18 protein-coding genes are annotated in these 16,277 nt (G+C 74.5%); 11 read left to right on the top strand and 7 right to left on the bottom strand.

Going from position 1 to position 16,277, the window contains the following annotated elements:
- Nucleotides 1-10 precede the first annotated feature (10 nt).
- Nucleotides 11-232 carry a hypothetical protein gene (locus tag HOP40_RS35555; RefSeq protein WP_205346890.1) on the bottom strand — a complete coding sequence of 74 codons (222 nt, stop codon included), beginning with the start codon at nucleotides 230-232 and terminating at the stop codon, nucleotides 11-13.
- A gap of 159 nt (nucleotides 233-391) precedes the next feature.
- Between HOP40_RS35555 and HOP40_RS23620 the strand changes: the two genes are divergently transcribed.
- The gene (locus HOP40_RS23620) at nucleotides 392-961 is read left to right on the top strand and encodes a class I SAM-dependent methyltransferase (protein ID WP_240157236.1); all 570 of its coding nucleotides are present in this window, start codon (nucleotides 392-394) and stop codon (nucleotides 959-961) included.
- Here HOP40_RS23620 and HOP40_RS23615 read toward each other — a convergent pair.
- Nucleotides 958-1,542, bottom strand: coding sequence for a P-loop NTPase family protein (locus HOP40_RS23615; protein WP_172162053.1), 585 nt, complete (start codon nucleotides 1,540-1,542; stop codon nucleotides 958-960). The two genes, HOP40_RS23620 and HOP40_RS23615, sit on opposite strands and share 4 nt — an antisense overlap.
- A 19-nt stretch (nucleotides 1,543-1,561) precedes the next feature.
- On the opposite strand from HOP40_RS23615, the gene HOP40_RS23610 reads away from it, so the two are divergent.
- On the top strand, nucleotides 1,562-2,101 hold the full coding sequence (locus HOP40_RS23610) for an MOSC domain-containing protein (protein WP_240157235.1): 540 nt from the start codon (nucleotides 1,562-1,564) through the stop codon (nucleotides 2,099-2,101).
- Here the strand turns inward: HOP40_RS23610 and HOP40_RS23605 are convergent.
- Together HOP40_RS23605 and HOP40_RS23600 are read right to left on the bottom strand one after the other, a co-directional pair.
- Nucleotides 2,069-3,589 carry a helix-turn-helix transcriptional regulator gene (locus HOP40_RS23605; protein ID WP_172162049.1) on the bottom strand — a complete coding sequence of 507 codons (1,521 nt, stop codon included), beginning with the start codon at nucleotides 3,587-3,589 and terminating at the stop codon, nucleotides 2,069-2,071. The two genes, HOP40_RS23610 and HOP40_RS23605, sit on opposite strands and share 33 nt — an antisense overlap.
- Nucleotides 3,559-4,848, bottom strand: coding sequence for an AAA family ATPase (locus HOP40_RS23600; protein ID WP_172162047.1), 1,290 nt, complete (start codon nucleotides 4,846-4,848; stop codon nucleotides 3,559-3,561). The genes HOP40_RS23605 and HOP40_RS23600 overlap by 31 nt, the downstream gene beginning before the upstream one ends.
- Nucleotides 4,849-4,991: 143 nt before the next feature.
- On the opposite strand from HOP40_RS23600, the gene HOP40_RS23595 reads away from it, so the two are divergent.
- The 6 genes from HOP40_RS23595 to HOP40_RS23570 all read left to right on the top strand — a co-directional run bounded on the left by HOP40_RS23595 (nucleotide 4,992) and on the right by HOP40_RS23570 (nucleotide 9,208).
- A complete protein-coding gene (locus tag HOP40_RS23595) occupies nucleotides 4,992-5,906 on the top strand; it encodes an SCO6745 family protein (RefSeq protein WP_172162045.1) in 915 nt (304 codons plus the stop codon).
- Between the two features lie 70 nt (nucleotides 5,907-5,976).
- Complete coding sequence (locus HOP40_RS23590) at nucleotides 5,977-7,005, top strand: trypsin-like serine peptidase (RefSeq protein WP_172162043.1); 1,029 nt, start codon at nucleotides 5,977-5,979, stop codon at nucleotides 7,003-7,005.
- Nucleotides 7,006-7,009: 4 nt separating this feature from the next.
- Complete coding sequence (locus HOP40_RS23585) at nucleotides 7,010-7,279, top strand: hypothetical protein (protein ID WP_172162041.1); 270 nt, start codon at nucleotides 7,010-7,012, stop codon at nucleotides 7,277-7,279.
- A gap of 30 nt (nucleotides 7,280-7,309) precedes the next feature.
- The gene (locus HOP40_RS23580) at nucleotides 7,310-8,164 is read left to right on the top strand and encodes a hypothetical protein (protein WP_172162039.1); all 855 of its coding nucleotides are present in this window, start codon (nucleotides 7,310-7,312) and stop codon (nucleotides 8,162-8,164) included.
- 128 nt (nucleotides 8,165-8,292) lie between these two features.
- Nucleotides 8,293-8,727 (top strand): ester cyclase, encoded by a 435-nt coding sequence (locus tag HOP40_RS23575; protein ID WP_172162037.1) that lies wholly within the window; start codon nucleotides 8,293-8,295, stop codon nucleotides 8,725-8,727.
- 1 nt (nucleotide 8,728) lies between these two features.
- Complete coding sequence (locus HOP40_RS23570) at nucleotides 8,729-9,208, top strand: hypothetical protein (protein WP_172162035.1); 480 nt, start codon at nucleotides 8,729-8,731, stop codon at nucleotides 9,206-9,208.
- Between the two features lie 44 nt (nucleotides 9,209-9,252).
- Here the strand turns inward: HOP40_RS23570 and polA are convergent, their stop codons facing one another.
- From polA to HOP40_RS23555, 3 genes are all read right to left on the bottom strand, one after another.
- The gene (gene polA, locus HOP40_RS23565; RefSeq protein WP_172162034.1) at nucleotides 9,253-12,030 is read right to left on the bottom strand and encodes a DNA polymerase I; all 2,778 of its coding nucleotides are present in this window, start codon (nucleotides 12,028-12,030) and stop codon (nucleotides 9,253-9,255) included.
- A 66-nt stretch (nucleotides 12,031-12,096) separates the two neighbouring features.
- On the bottom strand, nucleotides 12,097-12,924 hold the full coding sequence (locus HOP40_RS23560) for a hypothetical protein (protein WP_172162033.1): 828 nt from the start codon (nucleotides 12,922-12,924) through the stop codon (nucleotides 12,097-12,099).
- A gap of 75 nt (nucleotides 12,925-12,999) precedes the next feature.
- A complete protein-coding gene (locus tag HOP40_RS23555) occupies nucleotides 13,000-13,566 on the bottom strand; it encodes a GNAT family N-acetyltransferase (RefSeq protein ID WP_172162032.1) in 567 nt (188 codons plus the stop codon).
- Nucleotides 13,567-13,724: 158 nt separating this feature from the next.
- On the opposite strand from HOP40_RS23555, the gene HOP40_RS23550 reads away from it, so the two are divergent.
- The 3 genes from HOP40_RS23550 (at nucleotide 13,725) to HOP40_RS23540 (ending at nucleotide 16,245) form a co-directional block, all read left to right on the top strand.
- Nucleotides 13,725-14,300: a TerD family protein gene (locus HOP40_RS23550; RefSeq protein ID WP_172162031.1), complete on the top strand. Its 576-nt coding sequence runs from the start codon at nucleotides 13,725-13,727 to the stop codon at nucleotides 14,298-14,300.
- 16 nt (nucleotides 14,301-14,316) lie between these two features.
- On the top strand, nucleotides 14,317-15,018 hold the full coding sequence (locus HOP40_RS23545; protein ID WP_172162030.1) for a TerD family protein: 702 nt from the start codon (nucleotides 14,317-14,319) through the stop codon (nucleotides 15,016-15,018).
- Nucleotides 15,019-15,081: 63 nt separating this feature from the next.
- Nucleotides 15,082-16,245: an HpcH/HpaI aldolase/citrate lyase family protein gene (locus tag HOP40_RS23540; RefSeq protein ID WP_172162029.1), complete on the top strand. Its 1,164-nt coding sequence runs from the start codon at nucleotides 15,082-15,084 to the stop codon at nucleotides 16,243-16,245.
- Nucleotides 16,246-16,277 lie beyond the last annotated feature (32 nt).

The raw sequence follows: 16,277 nt of genomic DNA, 5'->3' as shown, positions 1-16,277 counted from the left end.
GGGCCCGGGGTCACCCGGCGTCGACACCGAGGGACGCGACGAGCTGTGCGGTCGCGGTCCACAGCCGGGCCCGCGCGGCAGGGTCGTCGGCCGGAGCCCCCGGTCGGATCTCGCGGTGGCCGCGGGCGGTGACGTACAGCCCGGTCCGCGCGGCGTACCGAGGTGCAAGGGCAAGGGCCACGATGAGGGCTGCCCCGCGTCGGGGGTCGCCGATGCGCAGCGCGGTGAGCACCCGTCGGAGGGGAACGGCGAAGCTCAGCTCGCGCCCGAGGCCGGTGACGTTGAACCCGGGGTCGACGCAGTTCGCGCAGGGGTGACGGACGCCGGGGGTGCGGATCGGCTTGCGTCGAGGTTCGCCGTCCGTTCACCCGCGCCCCCTACCGTCCGGCCCGTGTCCGACTCCCGCCCCCTGCTCCGCGAGTTCCTGCGCGCGCCCACGAGCGTCGCCACCCTCACCGCCAGCTCCGACGCCCTCGTGGCGGCGATGCTGGCCCCGCTGGAGCTCGACGGCGACCCGGTCGTCGTCGAGCTCGGCGCCGGCACCGGGCGGGTCACCGACGCGCTCGCCCGCGCGCTGGGCGGGCGCGGGCGGCACGTCGCCGTCGAGCTGAACCCCGCCCTGGCCGCGCGGCTGGCGGCCCGGCACCCGGGCGTCACCGTCGTGCCGGGGGACGCGGGCGATCTCCCGGCGCTGCTGCGCGGGCTGGGGATCGAGCGCGTCGACGCCGTGTCGAGCCTGCTGCCCTGGGTGGCGTGGGCGGCGGCCCCGATCGCGCGGCGGGCGGGTGCGGTGCTGGCGCCCGGCGGGACGTTCACCCAGGTCTCGCTGCTGCCGACGGCATGGATGCCGCCGGCCCGGCGCCAGCTCGCCGCGCTGCGGGCGGAGTTCGGCGCCGTGACCGTCGGCGGGCCGGTGTGGGGCAACCTGCCGCCGGCCCGGGTGCTGGTGGCGCGCCGCTAGCGACCGGCCGCGTCGCGCAGCGGGCCGTCGAGCCAGGCCCGGACCTCGCGGCGGTCGCGCAGCCGGACCACGACCGGCGCCCCCGGCTCCGCGAGCACCGCGGCGACGCGCTCGGCGGTGCGCGGAAACGTGCGCCAGCCCCAGCGGAACAGGTGGTCGGGGTCGGTGAGCGCCGTCCACAGCGGCGGCTCGACGTTGCCGTTCCACAGCTCGACGCGCCGCAGCCGGCGGCGCAGCGTCCGCGGCACGAGCTGGCGGGCGACCTGGAGGCGGGTGAGGTCGAGCCAGACCAGCAGGTCGGCGCGGGCGAGCAGCAGCGGGCGCACCGCCGAGTACTGCCACTCCGCGACCCAGTGCTCGGTGGCGGCGAAGGCGGCGACGTCGCCGGCGAACTCCGGGCGCGGCGTCCAGCCCGGGCCGTGGAACAGCGCGTCGAGCTCGTGGTGCGGCGCCCCGAGCACGTCGGCGACCGACCGGACGAGCGTCGTCTTGCCCGACCCGGTGCAGCCCGTGACGAGCACCCGGCGGGGCCGGGCGGGCAGCGGATCGGTGGCGGCAAGCGGTGTCGTCGCGGTCGCCATGGTCGGTAGCGTCGCACCCGTGGGTCACGCAAGTACCGTCGAGGTCGTCGCCCTGCACACCTCACCGCTGCACGCCTACGAGGGCCGCCCCGGTGACGGCCCGCTCCCCGACCCCGACGGCGGGTCGCGCGAGCGCATCGAGATCCGCGCCGGGCTCGGCGTCGTCGGCGACCGCTACTTCGGCCGACCCGCGCACCGCACCGCCTCGGTCACCCTGCTCGCTGTCGAGTCGCTGCAGCACGTGGCCGCCGAGCTGGGGCTGCCCGCGGTGCCCGACCCCCTGCTCACCCGTCGCAACGTCGTGCTGCGCGGCTTCGCCGTCGACGACCTGCCCCGTGACACCGAGTTCACCCTCGACTCCGGGGACGGCGCGGTGCGGTTCCGGGCCCACCGCCCGGCGAACCCGTGCTCCTGGATGGACGTGGTGCTCGCGCCCGGCGCGCTCCGGGCCCTGCGCCGCCGCGGCGGGGTGCGCTGCGAACCGCTGTCCAACGGATTCCTGCAGGTCGGACCGGCCGAGCTGGTGCTAGCCGAGGGCGGCGCCGAGCTGGGTGCGTGAGCTGATGTCCAGCTTGCGGTAGGCGTGGCCGAGGTGGGTCTCGATCGTCTTCTCGGAGACGAACAGCGCCTGGGCCACCTCGCGGTTCGTCAGCCCCTGGGCCGCCATTCCCGCCACCCGGCGCTCGGTGGCGGTCAGCCCCTGTGCACCGGTCGTCCGCAGCCGGCGCGGCCGGGCCCCGGTGGCCAGCAGCTCCTCCTGCGTGGGTCCGGCGACGGCGGCGGCCCCGCGTGCGAGCGCGAGGTCCAGCGCCGCGCTCAGCGGGGCGCGCGCGGCGACCCGTTCGCCGCTGCGGCGCAGCCGCGCACCCAGCGCCGTCAGCGCACGGGCCCGCTGCAGCGGTGCGTCGGAGGCGACGGCGACCGCCTCACGCAGCAGGGCGGCACCCGCCTCGCCGTCGGTCACCAGACCGGCCACCCGCAGCGCCTCGGACAGCGGGAACGGTGCACCCCACGCGCGGGCCCGGCGCAGCGCCTCCGCCGCGAGCTCCGCGGCCCGGTCCCGCTCGCCGCGTCCGAGCAGCGCCAGCGCCAGGTGCGTCCGCCAGGTGAAGACCCCGGGGCCCGACGCCTTCCACAGCGACGCCCGGCGGCCGCACTCCTGCAGGTCGGCGACGGCATCGTCGAGCCGGCCCTGGGCCAGGCGCAGCTGCCCCCGTGCGGTGAGCAGGTAGTTGACGTTGAGCAGCGGGCCCGCGCCGAACCGGGGCGCCATCGCGGTGATCTCGTGCTCGGCCGCGGCGAGGTCGCCGGCGTCGATCAGCGGGGGGAGCAGCCACCCGACGGCGAACCCCTCGATGGTCCACAGCCCCGCGTCGCCGCGGGCCAGCTCGAGTGCCGCCCGGAGGTCGGCGACCGCCGCGTCCAGCTCCCCGAGGTGGAACGCCGCGAACCCACGAGCCGCCGAGGCCCGGACGAACCCGCGGACGTTCCCCCGCCTGCGCTGGTCGGCGACGACGCCGTCCCAGAGCTCGATCGACCGGCGCTCCTGCCCGGACAGCGTCAGGCTGAGCAGAGCGGCCGGCAACGTGATCTCGCCGCTCTCGCCGAGCAGGTGGCCGTCGGTGAGCGCCGCGGTCGCCAGCGCGGTGGCCCTCGTCCGGGATCCGCAGGTCAGCACCTCGATGAGGGCCATGTTCGCCAGCAGCATGCAGCCGGTCCGATCGGTCGGTTCCGGATCGACGGTGCGTAGTTCGTGCCAGCGGATCGCGACCGGCAGCGTGGTCAGGTCCTGGATCGCGGCCGAGAGCAGCTCGGCCTCCAGCTCGCGGCCGAGCTCGGGATGCCGCTCGTCGAGCTCCCCGACCATCTCCTGGCACATCCGGACGGCCTCGGCGGTGCGGCCCGCCTCGAACATCACCCTGCCCAGCAGCAGGGTGGCCCGGCCGCGACCGGCGGAGTCGGGCGCCTCCACGAGCGCCGCCGTGGCGTGCTCGAGGGATCGTGGGTGGCCCGCCGTCATGGCCGCCCGACCGAGCTCCAGCAGCACCCGGTGGCGCAGGGCGGGGGTGGCGGTTCGGCCATCGCCCGCTCCAGGTACCGCACGGCCGCGTCGGGCGCCCCGCGGGCGGTCGCGCGGCGGGCCGCGTCGCGCAGGACGTCGACGACCCATCCGTCGCCGGTCGCGACCGCGCCGAGCAAGTGCGGCACGAGCAGGTCCCCGCCCTCGCCCTCCTCGGCGAGCAGCACCGCCGCCCGCCGGTGGGCCGCGGCCAGCGCCGCCGGGCCCAGCGTCGAGGCCACCGCGGCCCGCAGCAGCGGGTGCACGAAGGTCAGCGCGAGCTCGGGCCCGACCAGCCGGGCCGCGACCAGTGCGTCCACCGCGCCCCCGACCTCGCCCTCGCCCACCCCGACCAGGCGCGCCGCGCGGCGGGCCTCGGCGCCGTCGCCCAGGACGGCCGCGGCCCGGGCGAGCTCCGCCGCCGCCGTCGGCAGCGAGGCGAGCCGGGCGTGGACGGCCCGCTGCACACCGCGGGGCACCACGGCGGCGATGCGGTCGACGTCCTTCCCGCGGGCGGTGACCCCGGCCGCGGCCAGCTCCGCGAGCAGCTCGGTCACCAGGAACGGGTTCCCACCGGTGGCCGACAGGCAGGCTGCGACGAACGCCGCGTCCGAGGGTCCGAGCGCAGCCTCGACCAGCGTCCGCAGCCCGTCGACGCCGAGCGGTCGCGGCCGGACCGTGGTGGCGACGGGTTCGGAGGCCAGCAGGTCGAGCAGCGCCCGCTGCGGGGGCAGCGGCGCCGGCCGGGTCGCGACCAGCAGGCCGGCCGCCACGCCGTCGAGGCGCCGGGCCAGGTAGGCGAGGAACCGCAGCGAGGGCTCGTCGCACCAGTGCCCGTCGTCGACGACCAGCAGCAGCGGCCGGTCCGCGGCGAGGTCGGCGACGAGCCAGTACAGCCCGTGCAGGACCGAGAACAGCTCGGCGCGCCGGGCGTCGGCCGGTTCCCGACCCAGCACCGGTGCGGCCAGGGCGGCTGCCCCGTCGCGAACGCCGTCGGCCCGCACGGCGGGCCCCAGCAGCTCGCGCACCATCCCGAACGCCAGGTCGCGCTCCAGCTCCGCCCCGCGCGCCCGGAGCACCAGCATCCCCAGCCCCTCGGCCGAGGTCGCCGCGGCACGGACGAGCCCGGTCTTGCCGATGCCGGCGTCGCCCTCGACCAGGAGCAGACCACCCGAGCCGGAGACCGCGGCGGCGAGCAGCCGGTGCACACAGGCGATCTCCCGCTCCCGTTCCAGAAGCGTGCGCATCACGTCTCCTCGGGGTGTTCTTCGGGGGGTCGTCCCGACGCCCTCCCGGACCGGCCACTCCTAGGTTCGCCCCGACGGCGCCGGACGTTTCGACGACTCCCCGTCACCCCCCGGACGCCGACAGCCGAGCACTGGAGCATCCGATGGACTACGTGACCATGCGCGGGCTGTTCTTCGCCCCGCCCGAGCACCCCCGCCCGCCCTCACCGGCCTCGGCCCACCGCAGCCCCGCCCGGCGTCTGCGCGACGCGATCGAGCCGCTGGCGTGCCAGTCGATCTGGTCCCCGGAGGCCGCCGCGGAGTACGCGGACCTGGGGCTCGACGACTACTTCGCCGCGTACGTGTGGCAGCGCACGGCCGCGCTGGGCACCCCGCCCACTCCGCTGGCCGTCGTCGCTCTCGGCGTCTTCGACCCGGACCTCATCGGGCCGGTCTACGAGAAGGGCGTCGCCGCGCTGCGCCGCGACGACGTCGTGCGGGTGCGGCTGGACGCCCCCGGCCGCACGGTCAGGCGGGAGCTGGGCCCGATCGACGCCGACGCGGCCCGGGCCGTCACGGCCCTGCGCCGCGGGATCGACGCCGCGGACCCGCTGGCGCGCCCGCTGTTCACCGGGCTCGCCGACGACCCCTGGCCCGACGACCCGCTCGCGGCCCTCGTGCACGCCTGCCACCTGCTGCGCGAGCACCGCGGCGACTCCCACCTGGCCGCCTGCGCCGCCGCCGGCCTGGACCCCGTGCAGAGCAACGTGCTCACCGAGCTCTGGTGCGGCTTCGACCTGCTCACCTACACGCCCTCCCGCGGCTGGTCGGGCGAGCGGATGGACGCCGCGGTGGCCTCACTGCGCGCCCGCGGCCTGGTCGAGGGCGACGGCCTGAGCGGCGAGGGCCTGCGCTTCCGCGGGGAGCTGGAGGCGACGACCGACGCCATGCAGCAGACCGTGGTCGACGCGATCGGACCCGATCTCGACGCCCTGACCAAGCAGCTCGGCGAGTGGTCCGACGCCCTCGTCGCGGCCGGCGCCGCACCCCCCGACCCGGCCAAGCGCCAGGCCGGCTGACCCCCCACCGGAGGCGCGACATGACTGCCAGCGACATGCCCACCGATCCGACACGACCCGGAGGCGAGAGATGACCCGGACCGCCGATCCGACCGCGCTGCAACGGCTCGGTGCAGCGATAGCCGACCTCGTCCGGTCCGACGCCGCGGAGGACCGGACACCGCACGTCGTCGTGCGTCCGCCGCATCCCGGTGCCGTGGCGCAACCGGAGCCGCCCGACGATCCGGGGCGCCGGGTCAGCAACGGAGGGGCCGAGACCTCCCTCGACTACCTGCCCGTGCTCGTCCCGGGCTCACCGGGCGACGGCCCCACCTCGGACCGGCTCGTGCGTCGGCTCCTCCGCATCGAGGACGGATCGGCCGGACCCATCAGGACGGCCGAGTCCGTCATCGGCTCCGACGACCGCGTCCGGATCTACGACACCGAGAACCACCCCTGGCGGATGGTCGTCCAACTGGAGATCTCGACCGCTCGGACGGGCGAAGTCGCGCTGGGATCGGGGTTCCTCGTCGGTCCGCGCCTCATCCTGACCGCCGGTCACTGCGTCCACGACGCCACGACGGGCGGCTGGGCGACGGAGATCGCGGTGCGTCCGGGCAGGGCCGGTGCAGCGGCGCCGTTCGGCGTGCACGTGTCCCGACGGTTCGCGACGGCGGGCGAGTGGTTCGGGGACAGCGACATCGACTTCGACTACGGCGTGATCCAGCTCGACGAGCCGGTGGGCGACGACACGGGCTGGTTCGGACTGGAGGTGCTCACGGCACCCGAGCTGCAGGGCCGCGAGGTCAACGTCTGCGGATATCCGGGCGACCTGATGGGCGGCACCCACCTCTACCACTCGACGGACAGGTTGTCCGGGCTCGACGACCACCGCGTGTACTACCGGACGGATACCGCCGGGGGTGCCAGCGGTTGCCCGGCGTGGATCAGCCGCTCCGGGCCCGACGGTCCGGACGCCCTCACCCACACCGTCATCGCCGTCCACACCAACGGCACCGGAGCTCCCTCCGCTCCCGCGCTGGGCGAGGCCAACTCCGGCACGAGGTTGACACCGCGCATCGTCGAGGACGTCCGGTTCTGGAACGAGAACGGGGTCTAGGGCCGTGCGCATCCGAGTACTGCTCGCCGACGGCACTCCGGCGGCCGGGGGCACGGTGATCGTGACCCGCGCTCACCCGTCCGGGCACGACCTCGCCTACCGGACCACGGGCGAGATCGACGCCGAGGGCTGGACCACGGTCCACATCACCGCCCCGGAGTCCGCCGTCTCCGTCCGCTCACCGAGCGGCGAGACGCACGCGATCGACCTGCCCGCGGGACTGCGCGGCGCAGACGAACAGACCAGGCAGCTCCTCATCCGGCTGCACCGATGACAGGCACACCGACCACATGTGGAGGACGACATGAGTGAGCAGCAGCTGCAGGACCTGGGTGAACGGCTCGGCGACTACGTCAGGTCCCTGCTGAGCGAGGACGGACCGGCAGCGAACGGTGTCGCGGCGGTCCTGCTCGACGACCACCGCGAGGCGGAGTCGTTCGAGTCGCTCGACCCCGACGCCGACGAACTCCTGATCAGCCGGGAGGTGGCCGCTCAGACCGGGATGCGCAGCAAGAAGTTCAACCACCGCGGTAAAGAGTGGTGGGATCCGTTCACGTCGAGGGACGGGGTCGACCGGTTCGAGTTCAAAATTCCTCCCGGTCGCGTCTTCAGCCACTACGAGCTGAGGCCCATCACCACGACCTTCCCCCACGAGCTCGAGGTCAAGAAGGCGCCCGGAGCCGGAGCGACCGGAGCCCAGCACATCGACGTGCACTGGAAGCTGTGGGGAGGGGGCCAGGTCGCCTACGAGGTGCGCGGCGTGTACCACCGGGAGCAGGACGAGCCGCCGCCGCTGCGGGTGGTCGTCGGCTCGGAGGGCTGGGACCGGCTCGGCTTCCAGCTCGTCGAGCAGCGCAGGAACTTCTCGCTCGTGGTCGTCGGCCCGGACGCCAAGCGGATCTGGAACGACATCCGCAGGTTCGCCGGCGGCTCCCCGAACGAGGTCGCCGGCATCGACGACGCGTTCGTCGCCCTCACCGCCGTCGTGCTTGCCGGGGTGATCGGGACGATCCTCGTCGCGGGCGGTCTCCTGGTGCTGAACAACATCCTCGGCGCCGCGGTGAAGGCGGGGTGCAACGCGAAGGCCACGTTCACGAAGGGCGAGGCCCTCGCCGCCGGGGAGCTGAGCTTCGACATCAACTGCTTCGGCAGGAGCTGACCGGGGAGGGCGCTCGGGCACCTGTCCGCCCCCGCACCGAGCGCCTGACCGAGCCCCCGCGACCGCGGCGCGACCGCACCGCGACCGCGCCCACCCACGCTGCACGCCCACGACGACCCGGAGGAACCATGACCGACCTGAGGCAGCGCGCCGTCGACTCGGTGGAGCTGTTCAACGCGGCCGACTACGACGGGATGCGGGCCCTGCTCGGACCCGGCTTCCGCTACTCCGAGACCGGCACCGGCCTGTCGGTCGACACCGCCGACGCGTTCCTCGACGCCCTGCGGGCGTGGAGGACGTCGTCCCCGGACGCGGCCGGGGAGGTCACCGCGTCGGCGGTGGAGGGCGACACCGCCGTCCTGGAGGTCCTGTGGACGGGCACCCAGACGGGGCCGCTGGCCACGCCGAGCGGGGTGCTGCCCCCGAGCGGGCGGCGCTTCGCCTTCCGCGCCACCCTGTGGCAGCGGTGGGAGGGCGAGCGGATCGTCGAGGAGCGCCACCACCTCGACGCCATGACGATGCTCGTCCAGCTCGGCGCGCTACCGACACCGGCGGGGGTGTGAGGTGCGGGCCGGCGGGCGCGTCCTGACCGCCCTGCTCGCCGCCGCGGCGCTCGGCGTCGTCGCGCCCGGGGTGGCGCAGGCGGACGAGGAGTGCCACGTGATCGACGGTCGGGGCGCCGGGTACGAGACCGGCCCGGGCACGACCGTGGCGACCATCCGCGGGGCCGGGTTGCTGACCGGGACCACCACCGGAGAGTTCACGGCCGTCCCGAACGCGGACGGGAGCCTTCACCTCACGGGCACCGTCGCGTTCACGGTGAACCGGGCGACCCTCGCCGTCGACGTGGCCGGCACCCTCGTCGTGACGAGCGCGAACAACGACATCGAGTTCGATGTGGCGTCGACCGGCTTCACCGGCACCGGGAAGCTCGCAGGGGTCAGCGCGGGCACCAGCGACCTGCGACTGGCGGGCGTGGGTGTCCTGGGCGGCGCCTTCACCGAGACCGTGACCGGCACGATCTGCGTGGACCTCGCGCCCTGACCCGGGAGGGGCGGGCAGGGGGAGGACGGGACGGCGCGGCCCGCTCAGTGGGCCGCGTCGTCCCAGCTCCGGCCGTACCCGACCGACACCTCCAGCGGCACGGACAGCTCGGCGGCGGCGGCCATCTCCCGGCGCACGAGCTCCTCGAGCTGCTCCTTCTCGCCCTCGGCCACCTCGAGCACGAGCTCGTCGTGGACCTGCAGCAGCATCCGGCTGCGCAGGCCCTCGGCGGCCAGCGCGCGGTGCACGCCGAGCATGGCGACCTTGATGATGTCGGCCGCGCTGCCCTGGATGGGGGCGTTGAGCGCCATCCGCTCGGCCATCTCGCGGCGCTGGCGGTTGTCGCTGGTGAGGTCGGGCAGGTAGCGGCGACGGTCCATGATCGTGGCCGTGAAGCCGTCCTTGCGGGCCTGGTCGACGACCCCGGCGAGGTAGTCGCGCACCCCGCCGAACCCGGCGAAGTAGTCCTCCATCAGGCCGCGGGCCTCCTCGGTGGAGATCCGCAGCTGGTTGGACAGTCCGAACGCCGACAGCCCGTAGGCCAGGCCGTAGTTCATCGCCTTGATCTTGGCGCGCTGGGCGGGCGTGACCTCGGTGGGCTCGACGCCGAACACCCGGGCCGCGGTCTCGGCGTGGAAGTCGTGGCGCGACCGGAACGCCTCGATCAGCGCGGCGTCCTCCGAGAGGTGCGCCATGATCCGCATCTCGATCTGGCTGTAGTCGGCCGTCATGAGCTCGGAGTAGCCGTCACCGACGACGAAGGTCTCCCGGATCCGGCGCCCGGCCGCGGTGCGGATCGGCACGTTCTGCAGGTTGGGCTCGGTGGAGCTCAGGCGCCCGGTGGCCGCGATCGTCTGGCTGTAGGTGGTGTGGATGCGGCCGTCGTCGGCGACGGACTTGAGCAGCCCGTCGACGGTGACCTTGAGCCGCGTCGCGTCGCGGTGCAGCAGCAGGTGCTGCAGGAACTCGTTGCCGGTCTGCTCGTAGAGCGTCTGCAGCGCGTCGGCGTCGGTGGTGTAGCCGGTCTTGGTGCGCTTGGTCTTCGGCATGTCGAGCTCGTCGAACAGCACCACCTGGAGCTGCTTGGGCGAGCCCAGGTTGATCTCCTTGCCGATCACGGCGTAGGCGTCCTGCGCGGCCTGCTTCACCTGCCCGGCGAAGTCGGCCTCCAGCGCGGCGAGCGCCTCCCCGTCGACGGCGATGCCCGCCGTCTCCAGGTCGGCCAGCACGTACTCCAGCGGCAGCTCCAGGCCGGTGAGCAGCGACGTGGCCGCCTTCTCGGCCAGCTCGACGTCGAGCGCGCCGGCCAGCTCGGCCACCGCGGACGCCGCCACCATCTGCCCGTTGGCGCGCTCGGCGTCGGCCTCCTCCTCGCCGCCGAGCAGCGAGAGCTGGCCGCTCTCCTCCGCCCCGTCGACGCGCAGCTCGCGGCGCAGGTGGCGCAGCGCGAGGTCGGCGAGGTCGAAGCTGCGCTGGCCGGGCCGGGTGAGGTAGGCGGCGAGCGCGGTGTCGCTGGTGAGCCCGGCCAGGGCCCAGCCGCGCCCGCGCAGCGCGTGCAGCGCCGACTTCGCGTCGTGCGCGGCCTTGGGCACCGACGCGTCGGCCAGCCACTCGCCCAGCGCGGCCTCGTCGTCGGGCGTGAGCGCGGTGACCTCGAGGTAGGCGGCCTGCGGCACGCCCGCGTCGGCCCCGTCGGCCCGGGCCTCGACCGAGGGCTCCCCCGCGGCCAGCGCGATGCCCGACAGGTCGCCCGAGACGGCGCCGCCGGTGATGCCGTGGAACGCGAGGCCGACGCGGCGCCCGTCGCGGGCGTGGGCGTCGAGCCAGGCCCGGACCGCGCCCGGCGCGAGCGCCGCGCCCTGCACCTCGATGCCGCCCTCGGCCTCGGGCTCGGCGGAGACGAGCGTGGAGAACAGCCGCTCGCGCAGCACCCGGAACTCCAGCTCGTCGAACAGCCGGTGCACGGCGTCGCGGTCCCACGGCCGCACCTCGAGGTCGGCGGGCACGGCGTCGAGCGGCACGTCGCGGATGAGCTCGGTGAGCTGGCGGTTGAGCAGCACGTTGGCCAGGTTGGCGCGCAGCGCGTCGCCCGCCTTGCCCTTGACCTCGTCGACGCGGTCGGTGAGCTCGGCCAGCGAGCCGAACTCGCGCACCCACTTGGCCGCCGTCTTCTCCCCGACGCCGGGGATGTTGGGCAGGTTGTCGCTGGGGTCGCCGCGCAGCGCCGCGAAGTCGGGGTACTGGGCGGGCGTGAGGCCGTAGCGCTCCATGACCGCCGCCGGGTCGATGCGGCCCAGCTCCGACACCCCGCGCGTCGGGTAGAGCACCATCACGCTGTCGCTGACGAGCTGGAACGCGTCGCGGTCGCCCGTGGTGATCGCGACCTGGAACCCGTCGGCCTCAGCCTGCGTGGCGAGCGTGGCGATGACGTCGTCGGCCTCGAAGTTGTCGACCGCGAAGAACGGGATCGACAGCGCGCGCAGGACCTCCTTGATGAGGTCGACCTGGCCCCGGAAGTCGTCCGGCGTGGCCGACCGGTTGGCCTTGTACTCGGTGAACTTCTCCGAGCGGAACGTCTTGCGCGAGACGTCGAACGCCACCGCGAGGTGCGTGGGCGCCTCGTCGCGCAGCAGGTTGATGAGCATCGAGGTGAACCCGTAGACCGCGTTGGTGGTCTGCCCCGTGCCCGTGCGGAAGTTCTCCGCGGGCAGCGCGAAGAACGCGCGGTAGGCCAGGGAGTGCCCGTCGAGCAGCAGCAGGCGCCTGCCGGTCGACGGTGGCGCGGCGGGCGGGGCGGCGGACGTGCGGGCTGCGGGGCTCATCGCTGGCCGAGTCTAGGGGCGACCCCCGACAGAACCGGCCCCGCACCTGCCCCTCAGCGCACCCCCTCAGCGCACCTGGGCCGCCAGCGCCACCGCCCGGTCGCAGTTGGCGTCGTCGGTGCCGAACCGGATCGCGTCCGACGGGCCGCCGGCCTGGTCGAACTCGATGTCCGGGATGGCGCCCGCGCCGGCGCCCGCGGCGTTGGTGGAGACGTAGACCAGCAGGTCACCGGTGCGCACGAGGACGCCTGCCGACGCCGAGAAGTCGCCGGTGGTGCAGAACGCCTCGTCGCCCGCCTGGACGTCCTTGTTGAAGTACGCCGAGGTCGACACGCTGATCCCGCCGCCCTGGTCCTGCGTGGTGCCCATCGCCGCCGTCCGCTCGGCCGCGAACCGCTCGGCGGCGTCGGAGCCCGAGTACCGCGCGATGCGCGCCAGCCGGCCGCCCTCGCCCGACTCGACCGCCCAGCAGGACGTCCCGTCGGCCAGCACCCGGGAGTCGAGCACGGGCGAGGCGATCTCGGTCAGCCCGCCGAGCTGCACGACCTCGTAGGTGCCGCCCAGCGCGCCGTCGACGGCCTCGGTGCTCACGGCGTCGCAGCCGGTGCCGCCGGCCAGCCCGCCGACGCTCTCCCCGATCCCGGTGACGAGCCGGTTGAGCGCGATCGCCCCGAGAACGACGAGCACCACCACCACGGCACCGACGACGAGCAGCGCCCGGCCGGGCCCTCGGCGCTTCGGCGCGGGAGGCGGGGCGGCCGCGTACTGCGGACCGCCGGGAGGGGGTCCGTACTGCGGGGGCCCGTACCCGTACTGCTGCTGGGTCGGCGGCGGGTACCAGCGGCCGTCCGCGGCCCGGTACCAGCCCGGCGGCGGGCCCGAGGAGGTGCTCATGCTCCGGCACTCCGATCCGCCGGCCCCGCTGGCCGGCCTGGCGCGACGAACGACGTCCCCGACGGAACGGCAGTGTCATCCCCCCGCCGGGCCTCCAGCAGAACCGTGACCACACCGTGCTGATACGTCCCGGGCCGAGCCGTCCCGGACCGGGCGGTCCTGCTCCGCCGAGTCCTCCCGCCCGCGCTCCATCCGCACCAGCCCGACGCCCGCCGCGTCGACCACCGAGCCGGCGTCGACGTAGCCCGCCGCGGCGTACAGGCGCCGGTTGTCGTCGCTCCGCGCGCCCGTGACCAGCCAGAAGCGCTCCACCGGCGCCGGCGCGGCCGCGTGGACGGCCGCCAGCAGCGCCCGCCCCAGCCCGCGGCCCTGCTGGTCCGGGGCGACGGTGAGGCGCGCGATCTCCATCCGCCCCCCGTCGACGCGCCCGCGGACCGACCCGACCAGGCGCGGCCCGAGCCACGCCGCGACCGCGGGGACGTCGCCCGCGAGGTCGGCGCGCACCTCGTCGAGCGTCTCGACCAACGGCGGGATGTGCGGCGCGTCGTAGCGCTGCGCCTCGGTGACGTAGGCGGCGCGCTGCACCGTCAGCAGCTCACCGGCGTGCTCCGGGCCCGGCCGCGCCAGGCGGAACTGGTCCATGTCGGGCACGGTAGGCGGGAACTGCGCCCGGGTGCTCACCGTTTGCACCTTGACAGCCGGTCCGGTCCGTCCCGATATGCTCGGCCCGGATCCACTCGGCTGTTGCAGAGCGAGAACTGGGGGGAACGAGCCCCCCACGACAGATTCGGAGCAGGTACGTGGGAGTCAGCCTCACCAAGGGTGGAAACGTCAGCCTGACCAAGGAGGCCCCGGGGCTCACCGACGTCATCGTCGGCCTCGGATGGGACGTCCGCACCACCACGGGCACCGAGTTCGACCTCGACGCCTCCGCCATCGTGCTCAACGCGGAGGGCAAGGCCGTCTCCGACAAGCACTTCGTCTTCTTCAACAACCTCACCACGCCCGACGGCACCGTCGAGCACACCGGCGACAACCTCACCGGTGAGGGCGAGGGCGACGACGAGCAGGTCAAGGTCAACCTGGCCGGCCTGCCCGCCGAGGTCGACAAGGTCGTCTTCCCGGTCAGCATCTACGACGCCGACACGCGCTCGCAAAGCTTCGGCCAGGTGCGCAACGCGTTCATCCGCGTCGTCAACCAGGCCGGCGGCGCCGAGATCGCCCGCTACGACCTCACCGAGGACGCCTCCACCGAGACCGCGATGGTCTTCGGCGAGCTCTACCGCAACGGCGCCGACTGGAAGTTCCGCGCGGTCGGCCAGGGCTACGCGTCGGGTCTCGCGGGCATCGCCCGCGACTTCGGCGTCAACGTCTGACCGGCCGGCTACCGGCATGGCCATCGACTACAACAAGCGTCCCTCCAAGCCCGAGCAGCCGCCCGCAGCGACCCCGCCCGCAGGCGGTGGCGGGGTGTCGCTGTCGAAGGTCACCCTGACGAAGTCGGCGCCGAGCGTCTCGCTCACCAAGGGCGGCGGCGCGTCCGGTCAGCTGCGGGTCAACCTGCAGTGGAGCACCGGCGCGGCGCCGCAGAAGAAGGGCCTGTTCGGCCGGCTCACGGGCGGCGGCGGGGGCGTCGACCTCGACCTCGCCTGCCTCTGGGAGTTCACCGACGGCAGCAAGGGCGTGGTCCAGGCCCTGGGCAACGCGTTCCAGGCGCCGTACCAGGGCGCGCCGATCATCCGGCTCGACGGCGACGACCGCTCGGGGTCGAACGTCGGCGGCGAGAACATGTTCATCGACCTGTCCCGGATCAACGAGATCCGGCGCATCCTGGTGTTCACGTTCATCTACGAAGGTACGCCCAACTGGGCGAGCGCCGACGGCGTCGTCACGCTGTTCCCGGCCGGGGGCCCCGAGATCGAGGTCCGCCTCGACGAGTCCGACCCGGGCTCACCGACGTGCGTGATCGCGATGCTGGAGAACCGCGGCGGCGAACTGGTCGTGAACCGCGAGGTCCGCTACATCCGCGGCGGGCAGGCCGACGTCGACCGCGCGTACGGCTGGGGCATGGACTGGGCCCGCGGCCGGAAGTGACCCGCTAGACCGGCCACAGCGCGGTGGCTCCGTCCTGAGACACACGGCGATGGGGGTACGGCGTTGAGGCACTTCGGTTACCTGTCCGCATCCGAGCAGGACGAGCTGTTCGAGCGTCCACCGGAGCACTTCACCCGCGACAGCGGGCTGGACCTGCTGTCGGTGGCGCTCGGCGCCACGCTGTACATGCCGGCCGACCGCCCCGCACTGGTCGCCGACATCACCAAGCAGGCGGCCGCCGGCGTCACGTCGGTGGTCGTCTGCCTGGAGGACTCCATCGCCGACGAGCAGGTGGAGCACGCCGAGGAGAACCTCGTGCGCGCGTTCACCGAGCTGCACGCCGATGCGGGCGCCGAGCTGCCGCTGCTGTTCGTGCGGGTGCGCGAGCCGCGGCAGATGCCCGCGCTGGTGGCGCGCCTGGGGCGGGCCGTGCGGGTCCTCGACGGCTTCGTGCTGCCCAAGTTCACCGCCGCGTCGGGCACCGAGTACCTGCACGCCCTCGACGACGCCGACCGCCTCGGCGGACGCCGGCTGCTCGCCATGCCGGTGATCGAGTCCGGCGCGGTCCTCTACGCCGAGACCCGCGTCGACGAGCTGACCCGGCTGCGCGCGCTGCTGCACCGCGACCGCCGCCGCATCCTCGCCGTCCGCCTCGGCGCCACCGACCTCTGCGCCCTCTACGGGCTGCGCCGCTCCCCCGACCTGACGATCTACGACGTCAAGGTCGTGAGCAACCTGATCGCCGACGTCGTCAACGTGCTGGGGCGCGCCGACGGCACCGGCTTCACCGTCACCGGCCCGGTCTGGGAGTACTACTCCGCGGCCGAGCGGCTGTTCAAGCCGCAGCTGCGCACCACGCCGTTCGACGAGCACGACGAGCCGGAGCTGCGCAGCCGCCTGGTGTCGAGGGCGATCGACGGCCTGATCCGCGAGGTCGGCATGGACAAGGCCAACGGGCTGCACGGCAAGACCGCGATCCACCCGAGCCACGTGTCGGTCGTCAACGCGCTGTCGGTGGTGTCGAGCGAGGAGTACCGCGACGCCAGCGCCGTCCTCGGGGCCGGGCGCGCCAGCGGCGTCATGGCGTCGGGGCACGGCAACAAGATGAACGAGATCCGCCCGCACATGGCCTGGGCCCGGCTCACCGCGCTGCAGTCGCGGGTGTTCGGGGTCGCGCGCGAGGGCGTGTCCTTCGTCGACCTCCTGGCCGCCAGCCTGCCGCGGTGACCCGAGCCGATCCCGTGCCGATCCCGTGCCGG

Source organism: Pseudonocardia broussonetiae (assembly GCF_013155125.1).
Classification (GTDB): Bacteria; Actinomycetota; Actinomycetes; order Mycobacteriales; family Pseudonocardiaceae; genus Pseudonocardia; species Pseudonocardia broussonetiae.
This window is presented reverse-complemented; position numbering and strand designations above follow the sequence as displayed.